Annotated in this window: 15 protein-coding genes and 1 pseudogene; 15 read left to right on the forward strand and 1 reads right to left on the reverse strand. The window is 71.4% G+C overall.

Annotation, left to right across the window (positions count from 1 at the left end; genetic code table 11):
* Positions 1 to 129: 129 nt before the first annotated feature.
* Positions 130 to 1,119: a hypothetical protein gene (locus ACFXPK_RS29160; RefSeq protein ID WP_385080070.1), complete on the reverse strand. Its 990-nt coding sequence runs from the start codon at positions 1,117 to 1,119 to the stop codon at positions 130 to 132.
* Positions 1,120 to 1,254: 135 nt separating this feature from the next.
* On the opposite strand from ACFXPK_RS29160, the gene ACFXPK_RS29165 reads away from it, so the two are divergent.
* The 15 genes and pseudogenes from ACFXPK_RS29165 to ACFXPK_RS29235 all read left to right on the forward strand — a co-directional run.
* Positions 1,255 to 3,876 carry a valine--tRNA ligase gene (locus ACFXPK_RS29165; RefSeq protein ID WP_385006571.1) on the forward strand — a complete coding sequence of 874 codons (2,622 nt, stop codon included), beginning with the start codon at positions 1,255 to 1,257 and terminating at the stop codon, positions 3,874 to 3,876.
* A gap of 161 nt (positions 3,877 to 4,037) precedes the next feature.
* Positions 4,038 to 5,570, forward strand: coding sequence for a bifunctional folylpolyglutamate synthase/dihydrofolate synthase (locus ACFXPK_RS29170; RefSeq protein WP_385080072.1), 1,533 nt, complete (start codon positions 4,038 to 4,040; stop codon positions 5,568 to 5,570).
* 5 nt (positions 5,571 to 5,575) lie between these two features.
* On the forward strand, positions 5,576 to 5,929 hold the full coding sequence (locus ACFXPK_RS29175; protein WP_385006567.1) for a DUF4233 domain-containing protein: 354 nt from the start codon (positions 5,576 to 5,578) through the stop codon (positions 5,927 to 5,929).
* 123 nt (positions 5,930 to 6,052) lie between these two features.
* Entirely contained in the window at positions 6,053 to 6,466 is a 414-nt protein-coding gene (gene ndk / locus ACFXPK_RS29180; protein WP_385006565.1) for a nucleoside-diphosphate kinase, read from the forward strand.
* 248 nt (positions 6,467 to 6,714) lie between these two features.
* A complete protein-coding gene (locus tag ACFXPK_RS29185) occupies positions 6,715 to 7,734 on the forward strand; it encodes a rod shape-determining protein (protein WP_329827104.1) in 1,020 nt (339 codons plus the stop codon).
* A 104-nt stretch (positions 7,735 to 7,838) separates the two neighbouring features.
* Positions 7,839 to 8,927 carry a rod shape-determining protein MreC gene (mreC, locus tag ACFXPK_RS29190; protein ID WP_385003780.1) on the forward strand — a complete coding sequence of 363 codons (1,089 nt, stop codon included), beginning with the start codon at positions 7,839 to 7,841 and terminating at the stop codon, positions 8,925 to 8,927.
* A gap of 11 nt (positions 8,928 to 8,938) precedes the next feature.
* Positions 8,939 to 9,607 (forward strand): rod shape-determining protein MreD, encoded by a 669-nt coding sequence (mreD, locus tag ACFXPK_RS29195; protein WP_385080074.1) that lies wholly within the window; start codon positions 8,939 to 8,941, stop codon positions 9,605 to 9,607.
* A gap of 73 nt (positions 9,608 to 9,680) precedes the next feature.
* Complete coding sequence (mrdA, locus tag ACFXPK_RS29200) at positions 9,681 to 11,855, forward strand: penicillin-binding protein 2 (RefSeq protein ID WP_385003776.1); 2,175 nt, start codon at positions 9,681 to 9,683, stop codon at positions 11,853 to 11,855.
* A gap of 3 nt (positions 11,856 to 11,858) precedes the next feature.
* Complete coding sequence (gene rodA / locus ACFXPK_RS29205) at positions 11,859 to 13,058, forward strand: rod shape-determining protein RodA (RefSeq protein WP_385003774.1); 1,200 nt, start codon at positions 11,859 to 11,861, stop codon at positions 13,056 to 13,058.
* A gap of 63 nt (positions 13,059 to 13,121) precedes the next feature.
* A complete protein-coding gene (locus ACFXPK_RS29210) occupies positions 13,122 to 14,708 on the forward strand; it encodes a CHAD domain-containing protein (RefSeq protein ID WP_385080077.1) in 1,587 nt (528 codons plus the stop codon).
* Positions 14,709 to 14,825: 117 nt separating this feature from the next.
* Positions 14,826 to 16,751 (forward strand): TIGR03960 family B12-binding radical SAM protein, encoded by a 1,926-nt coding sequence (locus ACFXPK_RS29215; RefSeq protein ID WP_385003770.1) that lies wholly within the window; start codon positions 14,826 to 14,828, stop codon positions 16,749 to 16,751.
* Positions 16,752 to 16,857: 106 nt separating this feature from the next.
* A complete protein-coding gene (locus ACFXPK_RS29220; protein ID WP_385003768.1) occupies positions 16,858 to 17,391 on the forward strand; it encodes a GNAT family N-acetyltransferase in 534 nt (177 codons plus the stop codon).
* Between the two features lie 15 nt (positions 17,392 to 17,406).
* A complete protein-coding gene (locus tag ACFXPK_RS29225) occupies positions 17,407 to 18,540 on the forward strand; it encodes a hypothetical protein (RefSeq protein ID WP_385080079.1) in 1,134 nt (377 codons plus the stop codon).
* Positions 18,541 to 18,648: 108 nt separating this feature from the next.
* Complete coding sequence (locus ACFXPK_RS29230; protein WP_385003764.1) at positions 18,649 to 19,431, forward strand: TIGR03936 family radical SAM-associated protein; 783 nt, start codon at positions 18,649 to 18,651, stop codon at positions 19,429 to 19,431.
* 233 nt (positions 19,432 to 19,664) lie between these two features.
* A pseudogene (locus ACFXPK_RS29235) lies at positions 19,665 to 20,840 on the forward strand (ribonuclease E/G); the annotation flags it as partial.

Below are 20,840 nucleotides of genomic sequence, written 5' to 3' on the forward strand. Positions count from 1 at the left end.
CGGGCCCCATCCCCACCTCGGCGCGGGTGTCCTTCGTTGTGGGGGGGGGTGGGGGGGGGGGGGGGGGGGGGGGGGGGGGGGGGGCGCCCGCCCCCCCCCCCCCGCCCGTTGCGTGTGGTTCGCGTCCGGTTACTTGATCTCGGTACGGACCTCGTTCCGTACCTTCGCCGCCTGTGCGGCGGCGTCCTCCAGGGACATGCTCCGGCCGGTGAGGATGCCGGCCGCGTCGCTGTAGACGACGGAGGCGACCGTGCTGTGGTCGGCCCAGACGCAGACCGGCGCGGTGACGCTGGTGGGGCCGCCCGTCGTGGCCGCAGAGCCCAGGCCGACCTTCATCTCCTGGCACTTCATGACGCCGTTCTCGAACCCGGCGGGCGTGAACTCCTTGGGTTCGCCGACGAGTTCGATGTTCCCCTCGCCGCTGCTGTCACCGCTGCCCTTCGACGCCTCCGTCGACTTGGCGAACATCTTGTCGACGACCGCCGCCGGGTCCTCGATCGTGCCGTAGACGCCGTTGAGCTGGAGCTGCTTGACCGAGGCGGTGCCCTTGCCGGCCACGTAGTTGCCCGTGACGTTCTCGGGGTCGGTGATGCCCCACGCCTCGGCCTCCTTCACATCGCTCTCGGTGAAGGCCGTGCTCCCGGAGGTGTCCGCGTTCTTCGTGAACTCGTTGTCCAGGATCGTCGCCGGCGTCGTCAGCTTGTACTTCTTGCCGTCGTCCGCGACCGAGCCGCCTCCGCCGCCCGAGACGAGCAGGTAGGCGCCGCCGGCTATCACCGCGAGCGCCACCACGGAGACCCCGACGATCAGCCCGGTCCTCTTCTTCTTCGGCGGGCCCGGCGGGGGCGGGTAGGCGCCGCCGCCGTACGGGGGCTGCTGACCGTACGGGCCCGGCTGCTGCTGGCCGTACGGACCCGGCTGAGGGGCCTGGCCGTACGGGTTCGGCTGGCCGTACCCCGGGGGCTGCTGCGGCGGGACGCCCTGCGGGGGCTGCTGCGGGTAACCGTAGCCGGGCTGCGGCGGTCCCTGCGGCGGCTGCTGGCCGTACGGGCCCGGCTGTCCGTACGGTCCGGGCTGCTGCGGCTGCCCGCCGTACGGGCCCGGCTGGTTGTAGCTCATGATGCGCTGTCCCCTCGATCCTTATGTTTTTCGTACATCCTGACGGGAGATCCACTCCGGCGGGGCAGCGGGGGCCGCACTGTTACCGAACATCTCGTTTCTGCACAGCGCGGTGACACCCCTAAACTGAGCCCCGTGACCGAGAACGCAGCGCAGCAGCCAGCCAGCAACCCCGAACTGCCGACCCAGTACGTGCCGGCCGAGGTAGAGGGGAAGCTGTACGAGCGCTGGGTGGAGCGCGGTTACTTCGAGGCGGACGAGAAGAGCGAGAAGCCCCCGTTCACCATCGTCATCCCCCCGCCGAACGTCACCGGCAGCCTGCACCTGGGCCATGCCTTCGAGCACACGCTCATCGACGCCGTCACGCGCCGCAAGCGCATGCAGGGGTACGAGACGCTGTGGCAGCCCGGCATGGACCACGCGGGCATCGCCACGCAGAACGTCGTCGAGCGCGAGCTGGCCAAGGACGGCAAGTCCCGGCACGACCTGGGGCGCGAGGCGTTCGTCGAGCGCGTCTGGCAGTGGAAGGCCGAGTCCGGCGGGCAGATCTCCGGCCAGATGCGCCGTCTCGGCGACGGCGTCGACTGGTCCCGTGAGCGCTTCACCATGGACGAAGGGCTCTCGCAGGCCGTCCAGACCATCTTCAAGAAGCTCTACGACGACGAGCTGATCTACCGCGCCGAACGCATCATCAACTGGTGCCCGCGCTGTCTCACCGCGATCTCCGACATCGAGGTCGAGTACCAGGACGACGAGGGCGAGCTCGTCTCGCTCAAGTACGGGGACGGCGACGACTCCGTCGTCGTCGCGACGACCCGCGCCGAGACGATGCTCGGGGACACGGCCGTCGCCGTCCACCCGGACGACGCGCGGTACGCGCACCTCGTCGGCCGGCGGATCAGGCTGCCGCTCACCGACCGTACGATCCCGGTCGTCGCGGACGAGCACGTCGACCCGGAGTTCGGCACGGGCGCCGTCAAGGTGACCCCGGCGCACGACCCGAACGACTTCGAGATCGGCCGCCGCCACGACCTGCCGAACATCACGGTCATGGACGAGCGCGCCGTCATCACCGTCCCGGGACCCTTCCAGGGCCTGGACCGGATGGAGGCGCGCAGCGCCATCGTCGCCGCGCTGCGGGCCGAGGGCCGGATCGTCGCCGAGAAGCGCCCGTACACGCACTCCGTCGGGCACTGCTCGCGCTGCAAGACGACCGTCGAGCCCCGGCTGTCGATGCAGTGGTGGGTCAAGGTCGATCCGCTGGCCCGCGCCGCCGGTGACGCCGTCCGCGACGGGAAGGTCGCGATCCACCCGAAGGAGATGGAGCCGCGCTACTTCGCGTGGGTCGACAACCTCCGTGACTGGTGCATCTCGCGCCAGCTCTGGTGGGGCCACCGCATCCCCGTCTGGTACGGGCCGAACGGCGAGCAGATCTGCGTCGGACCCGACGACGAGGCGCCGACCGGTGAGGGCTGGACGCAGGACACCGATGTCCTGGACACCTGGTTCTCGTCCGGGCTGTGGCCGTTCTCCACGCTGGGCTGGCCCGAGCAGACCCGGAGCCTGGAGAAGTTCTATCCGAACTCGGTCCTGATCACCGGCTACGACATCCTCTTCTTCTGGGTCGCCCGGATGATGATGTTCGGCCTGTACGCGATGGACGGCACCCCGCCGTTCCACACCATCGCGCTGCACGGCATGGTCCGTGACCAGTTCGGCAAGAAGATGTCGAAGTCCTTCGGGAACGCGGTCAATCCGCTGGACTGGATGGACAAGTACGGCTCCGACGCGGTCCGTTTCACGCTCGCGCGGGGCGCCAACCCGGGCGTCGACGTCCCGATCGGCGAGGACTGGGTCCAGGGTTCCCGCAACTTCGCCAACAAGGTCTGGAACGCGACCCGCTTCGCGATGATGAACGGCGCGACCGTCGAGGGCCCGCTGCCCGACGCGGCCGACATGTCCGCCACCGACCGGTGGATCCTCTCCCGGCTCGGCGCCGTGGTCGCGGAGGTCGACGCGTACTACGAGGACTACCAGTTCGCGAAGCTCTCCGATTCCCTCTTCCACTTCGCGTGGGACGAGGTCTTCGACTGGTACGTCGAGCTGTCCAAGACGTCCTTCTTCGAGGGCGGCGAGTCCGCGAAGGTCTCCGGGCGCGTCCTCGGCGAGGTCCTGGACACCACCCTGCGTCTGCTGCACCCGGTCATCCCCTTCGTCACCGAGACGCTGTGGACCACGCTCACCGGCAAGGAGTCCGTGGTCGTCGCCGAGTGGCCGGCCGACAGCGGATTCCGTGACGCGGCGGCCGAGCGGGAGATCGAGCACCTCCAGCAGGTGATCACCGAGGTCCGCAGGTTCCGTGCCGACCAGGGCCTCCAGCCCGGCCAGAAGGTCCCGGCCAGGCTCGACCTGTCGGGCACCCCGCTCGCCGCGCACGAGGCGGCCATCCGCCAGCTCCTGCGGCTCCAGCCGGAGGGCGAGGGCTTCCACGCGACCGCGACGCTGCCGGTCGCCGGGGCGACCGTCGCGCTGGACCTGTCCGGCACGATCGACGTCGAGGCGGAGCGCAAGCGTCTGACGAAGGACCTGGGCGCGGCGGAGAAGGAGAAGGCGCAGGCGATCGCCAAGCTCGGCAACGAGGCGTTCCTCGCCAAGGCGCCGGACAACGTGGTCGACAAGATCCGTGGCCGGCTCGCCAAGGCCGAGGCGGACATCGAGCGCCTCACCGCGCAGGTGGCGGGGCTGCCGCAGGGCTGACGCCCTCGCCCGTACGTTCCCTTGTACGGCCCATGGATCCCCCCGACCGGTGCCGGTCGGGGGGATTCCTGTCGTACGGAAGGCGTACGACAGGACGTACGCGGCCCCGGGGGAGGGGCGCGCCGGTACCGGTGTCGGTGGTCCTCCGTAGACTGGCTCCTGTGAGTGAGCACCGTCCTTCCGACCAGCCCGGCGAGCCCGGCGATTTCGACGAGTTCGATGAATTCGACGAGATCACCGCAGCCGCGACCGACCGAGACCCCGACCTCGCGGTGATCGAGGCCGGCAGCCGTACGCTGCGCGCCCAGGCAGGGCCGGCGCAGGACGACGGCGTGCCGGCCCGCCCCGAGGATCCCGAGGTGGACAAAGCCCTCCGCGCCGTGGAGCAGGAGCTGGCGGGACGCTGGGGCGAGACCAAGCTCGACCCGTCCCGCGTCAGGATCGAGGCACTGCTGAACGTGCTGGGCGACCCCCAGCGCGCCTACCCGACCATCCACATCACCGGCACCAACGGCAAGACGTCCACCGCCCGGATGATCGAGGCCCTGCTCGGCGCCTTCGATCTGCGCACCGGCCGCTACACCAGCCCGCACGTCCAGTCGATCACCGAGCGGATCAGTCTGGACGGGGCCCCGATCTCCGCCGAGCGGTTCATCGAGACGTACGAGGACATCAAGGCGTACGTCGAGATGGTCGACGGCATGCAGGAGCACCGGCTCTCGTTCTTCGAGGTGCTGACGGCGATGGCGTACGCGGCCTTCGCGGACGCCCCCGTGGACGTCGGTGTCGTCGAGGTCGGCATGGGCGGCACCTGGGACGCGACGAACGTCATCGACGCGTCGGTCGCCGTGGTCACCCCGATCGACCTGGACCACACGGACCGGCTCGGCTCCACGTCCGGCGAGATCGCCGCGGAGAAGGCCGGGATCATCAAGGACGGCGCGACGGTCGTCCTGGCGCAGCAGCCGGTGGACGCCGCCCAGGTGATGCTGAAGAAGGCCGTCGACATGGACGCGACGGTGGCCCGCTCCGGCATGGAGTTCGGCGTGGTCGCCCGGGAGATCGCGGTCGGCGGCCAGCTACTGACGCTGCGCGGCCTCGGCGGGGAGTACGAGCAGGTCTTCCTCCCGCTGTACGGGGCGCACCAGGCGCACAACGCGGCGGTGGCGCTGGCGGCGGTGGAGGCGTTCTTCGGGATCGGCGCCCAGCACGCGCGGCGGCTCGACATGGACACGGTCCGCAAGGCGTTCGCCGCGGTCTCCTCGCCGGGGCGGCTCGAAGTCGTACGGCGCTCCCCGACGGTGGTGCTGGACGCGGCGCACAACCCGGCGGGCGCCCGCGCCGCGGCCGAGGGCGTCACCGAGTCGTTCGGTTTCAGCCGGCTGATCGGCGTGGTGGGGTCGAGCGACGGCAAGGACGTCCGGGGGGTGCTGGAGGCGCTGGAGCCGATCTGTACGGAGATCGTGGTCACGCGGAACTCCAGCCAGCGCGCGATGGACGTGGACGAGCTGGCGGGCGTCGCCGTCGAGGTCTTCGGCGACGACCGGGTGCAGGTCGAGCCGCGGCTCGACGACGCGCTGGAGGCGGCGATCACGCTCGCGGAGGAGGAGTCCGAGTTCTCCGGCGCCGGGGTGCTGGTGACCGGGTCCGTGATCACGGTCGGCGAGGCCCGGCTGCTGCTGAAGAGGGGCTGAATTCCTTGCGAACGCTCTGCGCGTCGACCTTGATCGGTGAATTCTTCGTGATCGGTTTCGCCGGTCTGGTCGCCATGAAGTCGGACGACCTGTCGGTGGGGACGGTCTGGACGGTCTGTGGCGTCGCCATGCTGTTCTCCCTGCTGCTCTGCGGGATGATCACCCGCCCCGGCGGGGTCCAGCTCGGCTGGGCGCTCCAGATCGGCCTGTTCGCGGGGGGTTTCTTCGTCCCGGCGATGTTCGTGCTGGGGGTGCTGTTCGGGGCGCTGTGGTGGGCCTCGGTGCACTACGGCCGGGTGATCGACGAGGCGAAGGCGCGCTGGGCCGCGCAGGCATCGGCAGAGGCTGACGCTGCGTAACCGATGGTGCGGATTGCCCTGTAGCCTCTAGGCGAGTTGTCCCGAAGCGGCGTCCCGGCCCCGGGCCCAGCTTCCGGGGCCCGGATCCGGCATCCCGCATTCCCCACAGAAGGAGCCCGTACAGTGAGCCAGCGCACGCTCGTCCTGCTCAAGCCCGACGCCGTACGCCGTCACCTCGTCGGCGAGATCATCGGCCGGATCGAGCGCAAGGCCGACTGGTCCCTGATCGCGCTGGAGCTGCGCACGCTCGACCAGGACACGCTGGAGCAGCACTACGGCGAGCACAAGGGCAAGCCCTTCTACGAGCCGCTGGTCGCGTTCATGGCGTCCGGCCCCGTCGTCGCGCTCGTCGTCGAGGGCGAGCGGGTCATCGAGGGCGTCCGCGCGCTCTCCGGCCCGACTGACCCGATCGCCGCAGCGCCTGGGTCCATCCGGGGGGACTTCGGAACCATCGTCCGGGAGAACCTGATCCACGCCTCGGACTCCGAGGAGTCCGCCATTCGGGAACTGAAGATCTTTTTCCCGGGTCTTTCCTGACCTCGTGTCAGCCAAACGGAGCTGACCACCTGGGGCGACCGAAGGAATTCGGTCGCCTTTGGGTATATCCAGGCCACTTCCGGGAACGCATCGGTCCGACACTTCGTCACCGTTACTGAGGTGGGCCAGCGCGCCGCCGTCGCTCCGACGGCACTACGATGGAAGCCTCCACGCCACAGCACCCACCTCGCCATCCTGATAAGCCGTCAACGCTTGGGAAGGCCAGACGCATCCTCATGGGGAACCACATGTCGTTCATCGGCCGTGACATGGCTGTCGACCTCGGGACCGCCAACACGCTGGTGTACGTCAGGGGCCGCGGGATCGTACTCAACGAGCCGTCCGTGGTCGCCATCAACACCAACACAGGCGGCATTCTCGCGGTCGGATCAGAAGCCAAGAAGATGATCGGCCGGACACCGGGCAACATCGTTGCCGTCCGGCCGCTGAAGGACGGCGTGATCGCCGACTTCGAGATCACCGAGCGCATGCTCCGCTACTTCATCCTCAAGATCCACAAGCGCCGCTACCTCGCCCGTCCGCGCGTTGTCGTCTGTGTGCCCTCGGGCATCACCGGGGTCGAGCGACGCGCCGTGATCGAGGCGTCCACCCAGGCCGGCGCGCGCCAGGTGCACATCATCGAGGAGCCCATGGCCGCGGCCATCGGCTCGGGACTCCCCGTCCACGAGGCCACCGGCAACATGGTCGTCGACATCGGTGGCGGTACCACCGAGGTCGCCGTCATCTCGCTCGGCGGCATCGTGACGGCCCAGTCCATCCGCGTCGCCGGCGACGAGCTGGACAACGCGATCATCCAGCACATCAAGAAGGAGTACTCGCTCCTCCTCGGTGAGCGGACCGCGGAGAGCATCAAGATCACCATCGGTTCCGCGTACGACCTCGACAAGGACGAGCACACCGAGATCCGCGGCCGTGACCTGGTCTCGGGCCTGCCGAAGACCGTCGTCATCTCCGCCGCCGAGGTCCGCAAGGCCATCGAGGAGCCGGTCAACGCGATCGTCGACGCCGTGAAGACGACGCTCGACAAGTGCCCGCCCGAGCTGTCCGGCGATGTGATGGACCGCGGGATCGTGCTCACCGGCGGCGGCGCCCTGCTGCGCGGTCTCGACGAGCGGCTGCGCCGGGAGACCGGTATGCCGATCCATATCGCCGAGGACCCGCTCGACTCCGTCGCGCTGGGGTCCGGCAAGTGCGTCGAGGAGTTCGAGGCGCTCCAGCAGGTGCTGGACGCACAGCCCCGTCGGTGACGTAACCACCAAAGATCCGCCGAACGGGTGCCTGACGTCCCGTCCGGCGGATCGTTGAATTACAGGCACCATCCATTCCTACGAGGAAGGCACGGCCGCCGCACGTGAGGGACACACGAGAGAGCCGTCTGCTCTTGGTGCTGCTGATCGCCATCGCGTTCGCGCTGATCACGGTGGACATCCGCGGCGGTGAGGATTCCCCCGTGGACGGCGCCCGCCAGGCCGCCGCCACGGTCTTCGGTCCGGTGGAGAACGGTGTCGCGGCAGCGGTGAACCCGGTCGGCAACGCCATAGGAGCCGTACGGGACTCGGGCTCGCGGCACACCCGGATCGCCGCCCTGGAGCGCGAGAACGCCGAACTCAAGCAGCGGCTCGGCAGCGACGACCGCAACCGCAGCCAGGTCCGCGAGCTGGACAAGATGCTCCAGCGGGCCGGCGCCGGCCAGTACGGCATCAAGGGCGCCCAGGTCATCGCCATAGGAGCGGCCCAGGGCTTCTCCTGGACCGTCACCATCGACATGGGCCGCAACGACGGCATCGCGCGGGACATGACGGTGCTCAACGGGGACGGGCTGGTCGGGCGGGTCACCACCGTCGGCCCGAACACCGCGACCGTGCTGCTCGCCAACGACCCCGGCTTCACCGTCGGCACCCGCATGGAGGGCTCCGACGAACTCGGCTTCGCCACCGGCCAGGGCGACCGGCCGCTCTCCGTGCAGCTCCTCAACGGCAAGGCGAAGATCCGCAACGGCGACCGGCTGGTCACCTTCGGATCGAGCCAGGACAAGCCGTTCGTGCCCGGGGTGCCGGTCGGCGAGGTCGTCCGCGTGGATCCGTCCGGCGGCGACCTCACCCGTACGCTCTCGGTGCGGCCGTTCGTCGGCTTCACCAAGCTGGACATCGTCGGGGTCGTCGTCGAGGCGCCGCGCGAGGACCCGCGCGACACGGTGCTGCCGCCCAAGGCCAAGCCCGTCCCGACGCCGACCGTTACGGTGACGGTCACCCCGTCCCCGGACGCGGGCGGCAACATGAACGCCGACGCCGAGGGCAACCTCGACGTCAACGGGAACACGGCCCCCGTCACCGGCACCGACCCCAACGCGAACCCGAACGCCGACCCCGACGCCGCCGCGAACGCCGATGCCGGCGACGCGGGCAACGGCAACGGCCAAGCGGCAGACGACCAGGAGTAGGGCTGATCCCCATGCGCTTCAACCGGATTCTGCTCTCCGTCACCCTGGTCGTGGTCGCCCTCGTCGTCCAGGTGTCCGTCCTCGCCCGGCTCCAGCTCCCCGGCGCCGTACCCGATCTGATGCTCCTCGTCGTGCTCGCGCTGGCCTTCGTGTACGGACACGTCGGCGGCGCCCTGATCGGCTTCGGCGCGGGACTGCTCTCCGACCTCGCGCCGCCCGCCGACCACGCGGCCGGACGGTACGCCCTGGTCCTCTGCGTCATCGGGTACGCGGCCGGACTGGTCAGGCCCGAGAAGGGGCAGCTCCGCTCGGCGCTCGCCCCGATGACCGCGGTCGTCGCCGCGGCGATCTGCTCCACCCTGCTGTACGCGGGTGTCGGCGCCCTCGTCGGGGACACCGCCGCCCGCGATGTCGGCCTCGGCGGGCTGATGTTCACCGCCGTCGTCTACGACCTGCTGCTCGCCCCCTTCGTCGTCCCGCTCGTCATGGCCCTGGCCAGACGCGCCGACAACGATCCCCTCGCCGAGTCCCGGGAGAGTTCCTCCGGTGACATGGCCTCCGGCTGGATCAGCTCCGGCACGGGGCTGAGGATCGGCGGCCAGCGCGGCGGACTGCGGGTCAGGGCGGCCCGCGGCCGCGCGGCGCGGGCCGGCCGGATCAAGGGGGTCAAGCGCCTGTGACCGCACCGTCCCCGGTGGCGGCGCCGTCCGCCCGTACCGCTCGTCCCGTCCGTAGCGCCCGTGGGGGATCGCAGTGAGCAACATCCCGGAGACCGGACGGACGCCCCGGGTCCAGATCCGGCTCATCGTCATCCAGGTCCTCGTCTTCTCCCTCCTCCTCACCCTCGGCGGCCGGCTCTGGTACCTCCAGGTCCGCAACGGCCAGGAGTACACGGACGAGGCCAAGAACAACCATGTCCAGCAGGTCATCCAGCCCGCCGTCCGAGGCTCGATCCTCGACACGCGAGGGGTCCCGCTCGCCGACAACGAGACCCGTCTCGTCGTCTCCGCCAGCCGTACCGAGCTGATGAAGATGACCGACAACGGCAAGGCGGTCCTGACCAACCTCGCCGATGTGCTGGAGATGAAGCCGGAGGACGTCATCTCCAAGGTCCGGCTCTGCGACGCGAAGACCCCCCAGCCCTGCTGGAACGGTTCTCCGTACCAGCCGATCCCGGTCACCGACGAGGCCACCACCCAGCAGGCCCTCCAGATCCGTGAGCGCGCCGAGGACTTCCCCGGCATCACCGCCGAACCGACCGCCGTACGCCGCTACCCCGCGCCCGGACTCGCCAACACCGCCCAGGTGCTCGGCTATCTCTCCCCGGTCACCGACGAGGAGATCACCAAGGCGCACGACACCGAGTCGCCGTACCTCCGCTCCGACCAGGTGGGCCGCTCGGGGCTGGAGCGCACGTACGACAAGCAGCTCCGGGGCAAGGCCGGTGTCACCCGGTACGAGGTCGACAACCTCGGCCGGGTCATCGGCCAGGCGCGCAGTGACCAGGCCGAGCCCGGCGCCAATGTCGTCACCTCGATAGACGCACGGGTCCAGGCCGTCGCCGAGTACGAGCTCAACGAGGCGATGAAGGAGGCCCGCAAGGAGCTGGACCGCAACACCAACGAGAACTACAAGGCGGACTCCGGCGCCGTCGTCGTCATGGAGGCGAAGACCGGCCGCGTCGTCGCGATGGCCTCCCAGCCGACGTACGACCCCAACGCCTGGGTCGGCGGCATCTCCGCCAAGGACTACAAGCGGCTCACCGGAAAGAACTCCAACTTCCCGCTGCTGAACCGCGCGATCCAGGGCCAGGCGGCCCCCGGCTCGATCTTCAAGGTCATCTCGTCGACGGCCGCCGTCAACGCGGGCTACCCCTTCGACGGCAACTACCCCTGCCCCAGCTCGTACAACGTCGGCAGCCAGGTCTTCAAGAACTTCGAGTCCAAGGGGTACGGCTCGATCACCATCGGCAAGGCGCTGGAGGTCTCCTGCGACACCGTCTACTACGGTCTCGCCCACAAGGAGTGGCAGAAGGACGGCGGCACCAAGCCGAAGAAGAGCGCCAACGACTGGTTCTACAAGACCGCCCACCAGTTCGGGCTCGGCAAGGAGACCGGCGTCGACCTCCCCAACGAGGTCACCGGACGCGTCCCCGACCGCCAGTGGAAGCAGAAGTTCTGGGAGGCCAACAAGGCCGGCTGGTGCAAGCAGGGCAAGAAGGGCGGCACCTACGTCCAGCAGCTCGCCTACGAAGGCTGCCTCGAAGGCAACCTGATGCGCGCCGGTGACTCCGTCAACTACTCGATCGGCCAGGGCGACACCCTCGTCACCCCGATCCAGATGGCCACGATCTACTCGGCCATCTCCAACGGCGGCACCCTCTACAACCCCACCGTCGGCAAGGCGATCATCAGCCCCGACGGCAAGCGGGTCGAGGAGATCGCCCCGAAGGCGCACGGCAAGCTGCCGATGAACAAGAAGACCCGCGACGAGATCGACGAGGCGCTGGCCGGGGTCGCGACCCGCGGCTCCGCCGCCTGGCGGTTCGGCGGCTGGCCGCAGGACAAGATCCCGATGCACGCCAAGACGGGTACCGCCGAGGTCTACGGCAAGCAGACGACCTCGTGGTTCGCCTCGTACACCAAGGACTACACGATCGTGATGACGATCGCCCAGGGTGGTACGGGTTCCGGGGCCTCCGGTCCGGCCGTGCGGAAGATATACGAGGCGATGTACGGACTGAACGCCGAGGGCGAGCAGAACCTCTCGAAGGCGCTCATGCCCACCCCCCGGGTCGCGCTGCCCACGATCCAGCCGGACGGCTCGATCGACGCGCCCAAGGTGCGGCCGTACGAGCCGGAGAAGGAACTCCCGGCCGATGAACAGGTGCTGGCGGGCCCGCCCGCGGCACCGGGCCGGAGGGACTGATCCATGGCCGGTACAAGCGGCTTCTCCGTCTCCGGCTACGGGCCGGACCGCTCCACCTGGGCCAGGCTCTCCGCCCGGGACTCGGTGGTGCGCCGGCTCGACTGGCCGCTGCTCTTCTCGTCGCTCGCCCTGTCGGTCCTCGGCTCCCTGCTCGTCTGGTCGGCGACCCGCAACCGTACGCACCTCAACCAGGGTGACCCGTACTACTTCCTCTTCCGTCACCTCCTCAACACCGGCATCGGCTTGGCCCTGATGATCGGCACGGTCTGGCTGGGGCACCGCACCCTGCGCGGCGCGGTCCCCGTGCTGTACGGGTTCTCCGTCCTGCTGGTCGTGCTGGTGCTCACGCCGCTCGGCGCGACCATCAACGGCGCCCACTCCTGGATCGTGATCGGCGGCGGCTTCACCCTCCAGCCCTCCGAGTTCGTGAAGATCACGATCATCCTGGGCATGGCGATGATGCTCGCCGCACGGGTGGACGCGGGCGACCAGCTCCACCCCGACCACCGCACCGTCGCCAAGTCCCTCGTCCTCGCCGTGCTGCCGATGGCCGTCGTCATGCTGATGCCGGACCTCGGCTCGGTGATGGTCATGGCGGTCATCGTGCTCGGTGTGCTGCTCGCCTCCGGCGCCTCCAACCGCTGGATCCTCGGTCTGGTCGGGGCGGGGGTGGCCGGAGCCGTCGCGGTCGCCGCGCTCGGGGTGCTGGACGAGTACCAGATCAACCGCTTCGCCGCCTTCGCCAACCCGGAGCTGGACCCGGCGGGCGTCGGCTACAACACCAACCAGGCGCGGATCGCCATCGGTTCCGGCGGACTGACCGGCACCGGGCTCTTCCACGGCTCGCAGACCACCGGCCAGTTCGTGCCCGAGCAGCAGACCGACTTCGTCTTCACGGTCGCGGGCGAGGAGCTGGGCTTCCTCGGCGCCGGGCTGATCCTCGTCCTGCTCGGCGTGATCCTCTGGCGCGCCTGCCGGATCGCCCGCGAGACGACCGAGCTGTACGGGACGATCGTGGCCGCCGGGATCATCGCCTGGTTCTCGTTCCAGGCGTTCGAGAACATCGGCATGACGCTCGGCATCATGCCGGTGGCCGGACTGCCACTGCCCTTCGTGTCGTACGGCGGAACATCGATGTTCGCCGTCTGGATAGCGGTAGGGCTGCTCCAGTCGATCCGGGTCCAGCGGCCGATAACGGCCTGACCTTCTCGGACCGTGCTGCCGTAAGGGGTGCCGGGAGGCACCCCTTACGGCTAAATTCGGTACATGGCGGACAGCAAGCGTGAGATCGAACGGAAGTACGAACTCCCCGGGCGCCCCGACAGCGAGAAGCCACCCGGCCTGCCGGACCTCACCGGGGCCGGGGACGTCGCCGCCGTCCGGGCCCGGGGCGTCCAGGAGCTGGACGCCGTCTACTACGACACCCCCGCCCTGCGGCTGAACGCCGACACGCTCACCCTGCGCCGCAGGACCGGCGGCGAGGACGCGGGCTGGCATCTGAAGTTCCCCGTCGCCACCGGCGTCCGCGACGAGATCAGGGCGCCGCTCTCCGACACCCTCCCGCCCGAGCTGGCCGGGCTCGTCCGCTCCCGCGTCCGGGACGCCGAGCTGATCCCCGTCGTACGGCTGCGGACCTCCCGCGAGGTGAGCCTGCTGCTCGACGGGCGCGGCGCACCCCTCGCCGAGGTCGCCGTCGACACCGTACGGGCGCGGCGGCTGCCCGGGACCGGGCACCCGCGCGCCGATACCGCGTGGACCGAGGTCGAGGTCGAGCTGGCGGACGGCGCGGACCCCGCGGTCCTGGACGCCGTGGAGAAGCGGCTCCGCAAGGCGGGGCTGCGCCCGGCCGCCTCGGCCTCGAAGCTCGGCCGCGCGCTCGCGGCGGGCGGCCGGACCGCGGAGGGGCGTAAGACCTCCCGCAAGGGAGGACGGGCCGACGGAGCCCCGCACGCGCCCGTCACCGCCGGGGACCATGTCCTCGCCTATCTGCGCGCCCAGGCCACCGCGATCGTCGCCCAGGACCCCGCCGTCCGCCGCGACCTGCCGGACTCCGTCCACCAGCTCCGGGTCGCGACCCGGCGGCTGCGCTCCACGTTCCGCACCCACCGCAAGGTGCTGGACAGGACCGTCACCGACCCGGTCGGCGAGGAGCTGAAGTGGCTCGCCGCCGAGCTGGGCGTCGACCGCGACCACGAGGTGCTGAGCGAGCGGCTGGCGGGCCTCGTCGACGCCGTGCCCGGCACCCTGCTGCTGGGTCCGGTCCGCGCGCGGCTGCGGATCTGGACGGCGGGCGGCCGTACCGGCTCCCGGGCCAGGACCGTCGCCGTACTCGACAGCGAGCGCTATCTGACCCTGCTGGCCACCCTCGACGCGCTGCTCGCGGCCCCGCCCCTGCGGCCGGCCGCGGCGAAGGCGCCGGAGAAGGTGCTCCCGGCGCGGATCGACCGGGCGTACGAGCGCCTCGCGGAGCGGATCGACGGCGCGCTGGCCATGGCGCCCGGCGAGGGGCGCGATCTGGCGCTGCACGACGCACGCAAGGCCGCCAAACGGGCCCGCTACGCGGCGGAGGCGGCCGTCCCCGCCCTGGGGAAGCCCGCCAAGCGGTTCGCGCGGCGGATCAAGGCCGTACAGACGGTCCTCGGCGACCACCAGGACAGCGTGGTCGCGCGCGAGGTGCTGCGGGACCTCGCGATCAGGGCGCACGCGGCCGGCGAGTCCGCGTTCACCTGGGGACTGCTGTACGGGCAGGAGGAGACCCGGGCCGAGCGGCGGGAGCGCGAGCTGCCGCAGGTGTGGGAGGCGGCGTCGGACCCGGCGCTGCGGACGGGGCTCGGCGCGCGGCCCCGCGGATGAGCGGATGACCGGGCGAGCGGACGGCGGGCTCTTCCGGCCGCGTTAGGCTGGGTGGTCGGCCACTGTCCGCTCATTCCGCCGGTCTGTTCATCCTGTCGGTCCACGAAAGATTCCGTGATGCCTGTCACATCGGTCTTCCCACAGCTCGAAGCTCTGCTCCCGCATGTGCAGAAGCCGATCCAGTACGTCGGGGGTGAACTCAACTCCACCGTCAAGGAGTGGGACGACACCGACGTCCGCTGGGCGCTGATGTACCCCGACGCGTACGAGGTGGGGCTGCCCAACCAGGGCGTCATGATCCTGTACGAGGTACTGAACGAGCGCGAGGGCGTCCTCGCCGAGCGCACCTACAGCGTCTGGCCGGACCTCGAAGCGCTGATGCGCGAGCACAAGGTGCCGCAGTTCACCGTCGACGCGCACCGCCCCGTCTCCGCGTTCGACGTCTTCGGGCTCAGCTTCTCCACGGAGCTGGGCTACACGAACATGCTCACCGCCCTCGACCTGGCGGGCATCCCGCTGGCGGCGAAGGACCGTACCGTCGACCACCCCATCGTCCTCGCGGGCGGCCACGCGGCCTTCAACCCCGAGCCGATCGCGGAGTTCATCGACTGCGCGGTCATCGGCGACGGCGAGCAGGCGGTCCTGGAGATCACCGAGATCATCCGCGCCTGGAAGGCCGAGGACCGGCCCGGCGGACGCGAGGAGCTGCTCTTCCGCCTCGCGCGGACCGGCGGCGTGTACGTACCGGGCTTCTACGACGTCGAGTACCTGCCCGACGGGCGGATCGGCCGTGTCGTACCGAAGCGCTCCGGCGTCCCGTGGCGGGTCTCCAAGCACACCGTCATGGACCTCGACGAGTGGCCGTACCCCAAGCAGCCCCTGGTCCCGCTGGCGGAGACCGTGCACGAGCGGATGTCCGTGGAGATCTTCCGCGGCTGCACCCGCGGCTGCCGCTTCTGCCAGGCCGGCATGATCACCCGCCCGGTGCGCGAGCGCTCCATCACCGGCATCGGCGACATGGTCGAGAAGGGGCTGAAGGCCACCGGCTTCGAGGAGGTCGGCCTGCTCTCGCTCTCCTCCGCCGACCACAGCGAGATCGCGGACGTCGCCAAGGGGCTCGCGGACCGCTACGAAGAGGACAAGATCGGGCTCTCCCTGCCCTCCACCCGCGTCGACGCGTTCAACGTCGACCTGGCCAACGAGCTGACCAGGAACGGCCGCAGGTCGGGTCTGACCTTCGCCCCCGAGGGCGGCTCCGAGCGGCTGCGCAAGGTCATCAACAAGATGGTCTCGGAGGAGGACCTGATCCGTACGGTCTCCACGGCGTACGGCAACGGCTGGCGCCAGGTGAAGCTGTACTTCATGTGCGGGCTGCCCACCGAGACCGACGAGGACGTCCTCCAGATCGGCGACATGGCCGTCAACGTCATCGCCGAGGGGCGCCGGGTCTCCGGCCAGAACGACATCCGCTGCACCGTCTCCATCGGCGGCTTCGTGCCCAAGCCGCACACCCCCTTCCAGTGGGCGCCGCAGCTCAGCGCCGAGGAGACCGACGCGCGGCTGGTGAAGCTGCGCGACAAGATCCGCGGCGACAAGAAGTACGGCCGCTCCATCGGCTTCCGCTACCACGACGGCAAGCCCGGCATCGTCGAGGGCCTGCTCTCCCGCGGCGACCGCCGTGTCGGCGCGGTCATCCGCGCGGTGTACGAGGACGGCGGCCGGTTCGACGGCTGGCGCGAGCACTTCTCGTACGACCGCTGGATCCGCTGCGCCGAGAAGACGCTGCCCGACTTCGGCGTGGACGTCGACTGGTACACGACGCGGGAGCGCACGTACGAGGAGGTCCTGCCCTGGGACCACCTGGACTCCGGTCTCGACAAGGACTGGCTCTGGGAGGACTGGCAGGACTCGCTCGACGAGACCGAGGTCGAGGACTGCCGCTGGACACCCTGCTTCGACTGCGGTGTGTGCCCCCAGATGGACACGCAGATCCAGATCGGCCCGACCGGCAAGAAGCTGCTGCCGCTCACCGTGGTCAAGTGACCCGGCCCCGGCGCGCGGCGGCGTAGCCGCCCTGCCGGACGACACGGACCCGGCCATGGACCACTGTCCTGGCCGGGTCCGCGCGTACCGGCGGCACAATGGGGCGATGCCGCAGTTCATCGCTCCCGACATCCGCGTCCACGCCTCCTTCCTCGAAGCGATGGGGGAGTTCGTCGGGGAAGGCGCCGACGAACGCTCCCTGCTCGTCCACGAGATGGAGCAGTACGCGGCGATCTGGCACCGCCCCGAGGTCTTCGCCGCGTACTGCGCACGGCTCAACGCCGAACCGCTGGAGGAGACCCCGCGTATCGCGGGCTGGGTGCCCTGCACCACCCTCTGGTACGTCGACGGCGACACGTTCCTCGGCCGTCTCGCCATCCGCCACCGGCTCAACCCCTACCTGCGGGAACTGGGCGGCCACATCGGCTACGCGGTCCGCCCCACCGCCCGCCGCCGGGGCCACGCGACGGCGATGCTCACCGCCGCGCTGCCGGTCGCCCGCGCGCTCGCCATCGACTCCGTCCTCGTCACGTGCGACACCGACAACACCGCCTCGCGCAAGGTGATCGAGGCGGCGGGCGGGAAGCTGGAGGACGAGCGCGGGGGAAAGCTGCGGTTCTGGATCCGGACGGACGGCTGAGGCGTCCTCCCCGGCATGGACCTGGACGAACGACCCGCGTACGCACACCGGCGGACCGACGGACCCGGCGCGGGATGTCTCACCGTCGCCGTCAGGATCCCGGTGCGCGTCGTCGTCCTGCTGCTCGTACTCCCCGTACGCCTGGTGTGGGACGCCCTCGTCGCCACCGCGCGCGGCCTCGACCGGATCGCCCTGCGCCCGCTGGGCCGGTCCTGCGCATGGCTGTACACGTCGGTGCTCACCCCGGTGGCACGGGGGCTGGCGAGGGTGGTGGGAGGGCCGGCGACGGCGGTGTGGCAGTGGGTCGTGGTCCCGGTGGTGCGGTACGGAGCGGTGGTACCGGCGGTGTGGATCCACCGGTACCTGCTCACCCCGCTGGGCCAGGGGATCCGCCGGCTGTACGAGACCTTGCTCACCCCGCTGGGTCGGGGCCTGGGGGGCGCCGTGGTGTGGCTGGGCCGGGCGTTGCTGGTGTGGCCGTGCGCGACGCTGTGGCGGTACGTGGTGGTGCCCGTCGCGGTGCACGGTGTCGCGCGGCCCCTGCGGTGGGCGTACCGGCGGCTGCTCACCCCGCTGGGGCGGGGGTGCGCCGGACTGCTGACCGTCCTCGGTCGTGGCGGCGTCCGGCTGCTGACCGCCCTCGCGTACGGGGGCGTCCGGCTGCTGATGTTCCTGGTCGTGACCCCCGTGATCTGGGTGTACCGCAGGATCCTGGCCCCGGTCGGCCGTGAGGTCCGGGCCGCGCTCGCCGTGGCCTGGCGGGTCGCCGGGTATCTGTCACGCGCGTTCTGGCGGGCGCTCGGCCTGGTGGCGTGGCAGCTCGTGGGGCGGCCGGCGCGCTGGACGTACCGGCGGGTGTGCACACCGCTCGGGCACTGGACGCGCGACCGCGTGTGGGCCCCGGCCAGGGCGGCGGGCGCCGCGGCGGGCCGCGCCGCGCGTGACGCGCTGCGGTGGACGGCGGAAACCGTACGCCGGGCCCGCCGGGACGTGTGGGGCGCGCTGACCGGGGTACCCGAGGGGCCCTGGCCTGTGGAACCGCCCGAGCACCGGGCGCGTACTCTGGGTAGTACAACGATCGTCCCCGGCGTGGCGCCCGTACCCGAGACCTCTCCGCACAGTGTGGGGAGGGTCCGGGACCCGGGGTGACCCCGCCGACATCACGTCCAAGGGCGGCGCGTCACCGCGTACCGCCCGCACCGAGGAGAAGAACCACTGGGCAAGCGACAGCCCGAAGGCCCGCCGCCCGCACCGGCGGTGCAGCGCATCCGACTGCGCTACACCAAGCGCGGCCGCCTCCGGTTCACCAGCCACCGAGACTTCCAGCGCGCCTTCGAACGGGCCCTGCGCCGCGCCGAGGTGCCGATGGCGTACTCGGCGGGTTTCACCCCGCACCCGAAGGTGTCGTACGCCAATGCCGCACCCACCGGCACGGGCAGCGAGGCCGAGTTCCTGGAGATCGCCCTGGTGGAGGCGCGCGACCCCGACAAGCTGCGTGAGCTGCTCGACGAGTCGCTGCCGACGGGCCTGGACGTCATCGACGCCGTCGAGGCCCGTACCTCGGGACTCGCCGACCGGCTGACCGCCTCCGTATGGGAGCTGCGGCTGGACGGCGTCACCGAGGAGGAGGCGGGACACGCCGTCTCCGCGTTCCTCGCCGCCGACACCGTCGAGGTGGAACGCCGTGCGAAGAACGGTCTGCGGACCTTCGACGCACGGGCCGCCGTGGCCGCCCTGGAGGTGGCTCGTCCACAGCCTGATAGGCCGGGGGAGGGCCCCTGTGCGATACTGCGGCTGGTTGTTCGGCACGTGACACCTGCCGTACGGCCCGACGACGTCCTGTCCGGTCTCCGAGCTGTGGCCGACCTGGCGCCGCCGGTCCCCGCAGCGGTGACCAGGCTGGCGCAGGGGCTCTTCGACGAGGAGTCCGGCACGGTGACCGACCCGCTCGCGCCCGACCGCGAGGCAGCCCGGCCCGCCCCACCCAAGGCCGCCGGACCCGCCGCCGCGACGGCGCCGGAAGGTGCAGGTTCCGCGTAAGGCGGTCGTTGTAGCGCAGCCCTGGGACTCGGGAGCCACCTGGGTCGGGCGGCGTACTGACCAGAAGACTTTCGCCAGGCCGTACGTGACATCGCGTACGGAACCGGCGACCCAGACATAACAGCTCCCGTGCGGCGCCCGCGCCCCGGACGGCGGCAATCGCGCACAGCGCGGGCCGCGGCCGGACCGGAATCAGGCGCGGCGCCCGGGAGCGTGACGGGAGAACCGCCCGCATGCTCGAGTCCACAGAACCCGGCACCCCCGGGGACACCAACGAAGAGAACAACTCACCCAGCGACACGCTGCCGCCGCGCCGCAGGCGCCGGGCGGCATCCCGCCCGGCCGGACCGCCCACCGCGGCGGCCGGGGCCGGGGACGCGTCGAGCGTCACGGAGAGCGTCGCGCCCGCCGCGTCCGCCGCCGTGGCAGGCGAGCCGGAGGCGCAGACCGCCGAGGAGCCCGCGGCCCCGCCGCGTGCCCGTCGCCGGGCCACCCGGAAGACCGCCGCGCCCGAGCCGGTCGCGGAGCAGGACGCCGGGACGGCCGACGTGACGGCCGCGCCGGACGGAACCGCCGCCGAGGAGCCCGCGGCGCCGCGTACGCGCCGCCGGGCCACCCGGAAGACCGCCGCGCCGGAGCCCGTCGTGGAGCAGGCCGCCGAGCAGGCCACCGAAACGGCCGCGCCGGACGAGGCCCCCGCCGAGGAGTCCGCCGCGCCGCCGCGTGCCCGCCGCCGCGCCACCCGTAAGGTCACGGCGCCCGGGACCGCCACGGAGCCGGTCGAGGCCACCGTCGAGGAGACCCCCGCGCCCGTCGCGGAGGCCGTCGTCGCCGAGGAGCCGGCCGAGGAGCCCGCGCCCGCCGCGCGCCCCCGCCGCCGCGCCACCCGCAGGGCCACCGCGCCCGCCGGTGCGCCGGAGGCCGAGGCCGCCCCTGCCGCCTCCACCGACGCGGTCGCGGACGGCGAGAGCCTGCCGCAGGACACCGTCGCCCGGATCTCCGCCGACGAGCCGGAGGTCCAGGCCGCCGAGAAGGCCGCCACCCGGGGCCGTACGCGCCGCAGGGCCACCGCGCCCGCCAGCGCTCCGGCCGCCGCGGCCGAGCCCGCCGACGAGGCCGTGAGCCGCGCCGCAGAGCCCGCCGGGAAGGCCGCCACCGACCAGCCCGCCACCGAGAAGCCGGTGGCACAGCAGCGGACCGCCACGCAGAAGCCCGTGCAGCGCGAGCCCGAGCGCGCCCCGCGCCGCCGCGCCGCCGCGCGTCCCGCCGTGGCCGTCTTCCAGGCGCCCGTCTTCACCGAGCCGATGTTCCAGACCCCGGAGAGCGCCGCCGCCGCGGCCGCCGTCGGCGGGCGCACCACCGCCGCCGACGAGGTGGACGAGGACGAGGAGACCACGACCGCCGCCGCG

Source organism: Streptomyces sp. NPDC059142 (assembly GCF_042755665.1).
Lineage (GTDB): Bacteria > Actinomycetota > Actinomycetes > Streptomycetales > Streptomycetaceae > Streptomyces.

What these genes read in the sequence shown, in the direction of transcription:
- ACFXPK_RS29160 (WP_385080070.1), bottom strand. Translation starts at nt 1,119, where the DNA reads ATGAGCTACAACCAGCCGGGCCCGTACGGCGGGCAGCCGCAGCAGCCC.
- ACFXPK_RS29185 (WP_329827104.1), top strand. Translation starts at nt 6,715, where the DNA reads ATGTCGTTCATCGGCCGTGACATGGCTGTCGACCTCGGGACCGCCAAC.
- mreD (WP_385080074.1), top strand. Translation starts at nt 8,939, where the DNA reads ATGCGCTTCAACCGGATTCTGCTCTCCGTCACCCTGGTCGTGGTCGCC.
- rodA (WP_385003774.1), top strand. Translation starts at nt 11,859, where the DNA reads ATGGCCGGTACAAGCGGCTTCTCCGTCTCCGGCTACGGGCCGGACCGC.
- ACFXPK_RS29210 (WP_385080077.1), top strand. Translation starts at nt 13,122, where the DNA reads ATGGCGGACAGCAAGCGTGAGATCGAACGGAAGTACGAACTCCCCGGG.
- ACFXPK_RS29215 (WP_385003770.1), top strand. Translation starts at nt 14,826, where the DNA reads ATGCCTGTCACATCGGTCTTCCCACAGCTCGAAGCTCTGCTCCCGCAT.
- ACFXPK_RS29220 (WP_385003768.1), top strand. Translation starts at nt 16,858, where the DNA reads ATGCCGCAGTTCATCGCTCCCGACATCCGCGTCCACGCCTCCTTCCTC.
- ACFXPK_RS29225 (WP_385080079.1), top strand. Translation starts at nt 17,407, where the DNA reads ATGGACCTGGACGAACGACCCGCGTACGCACACCGGCGGACCGACGGA.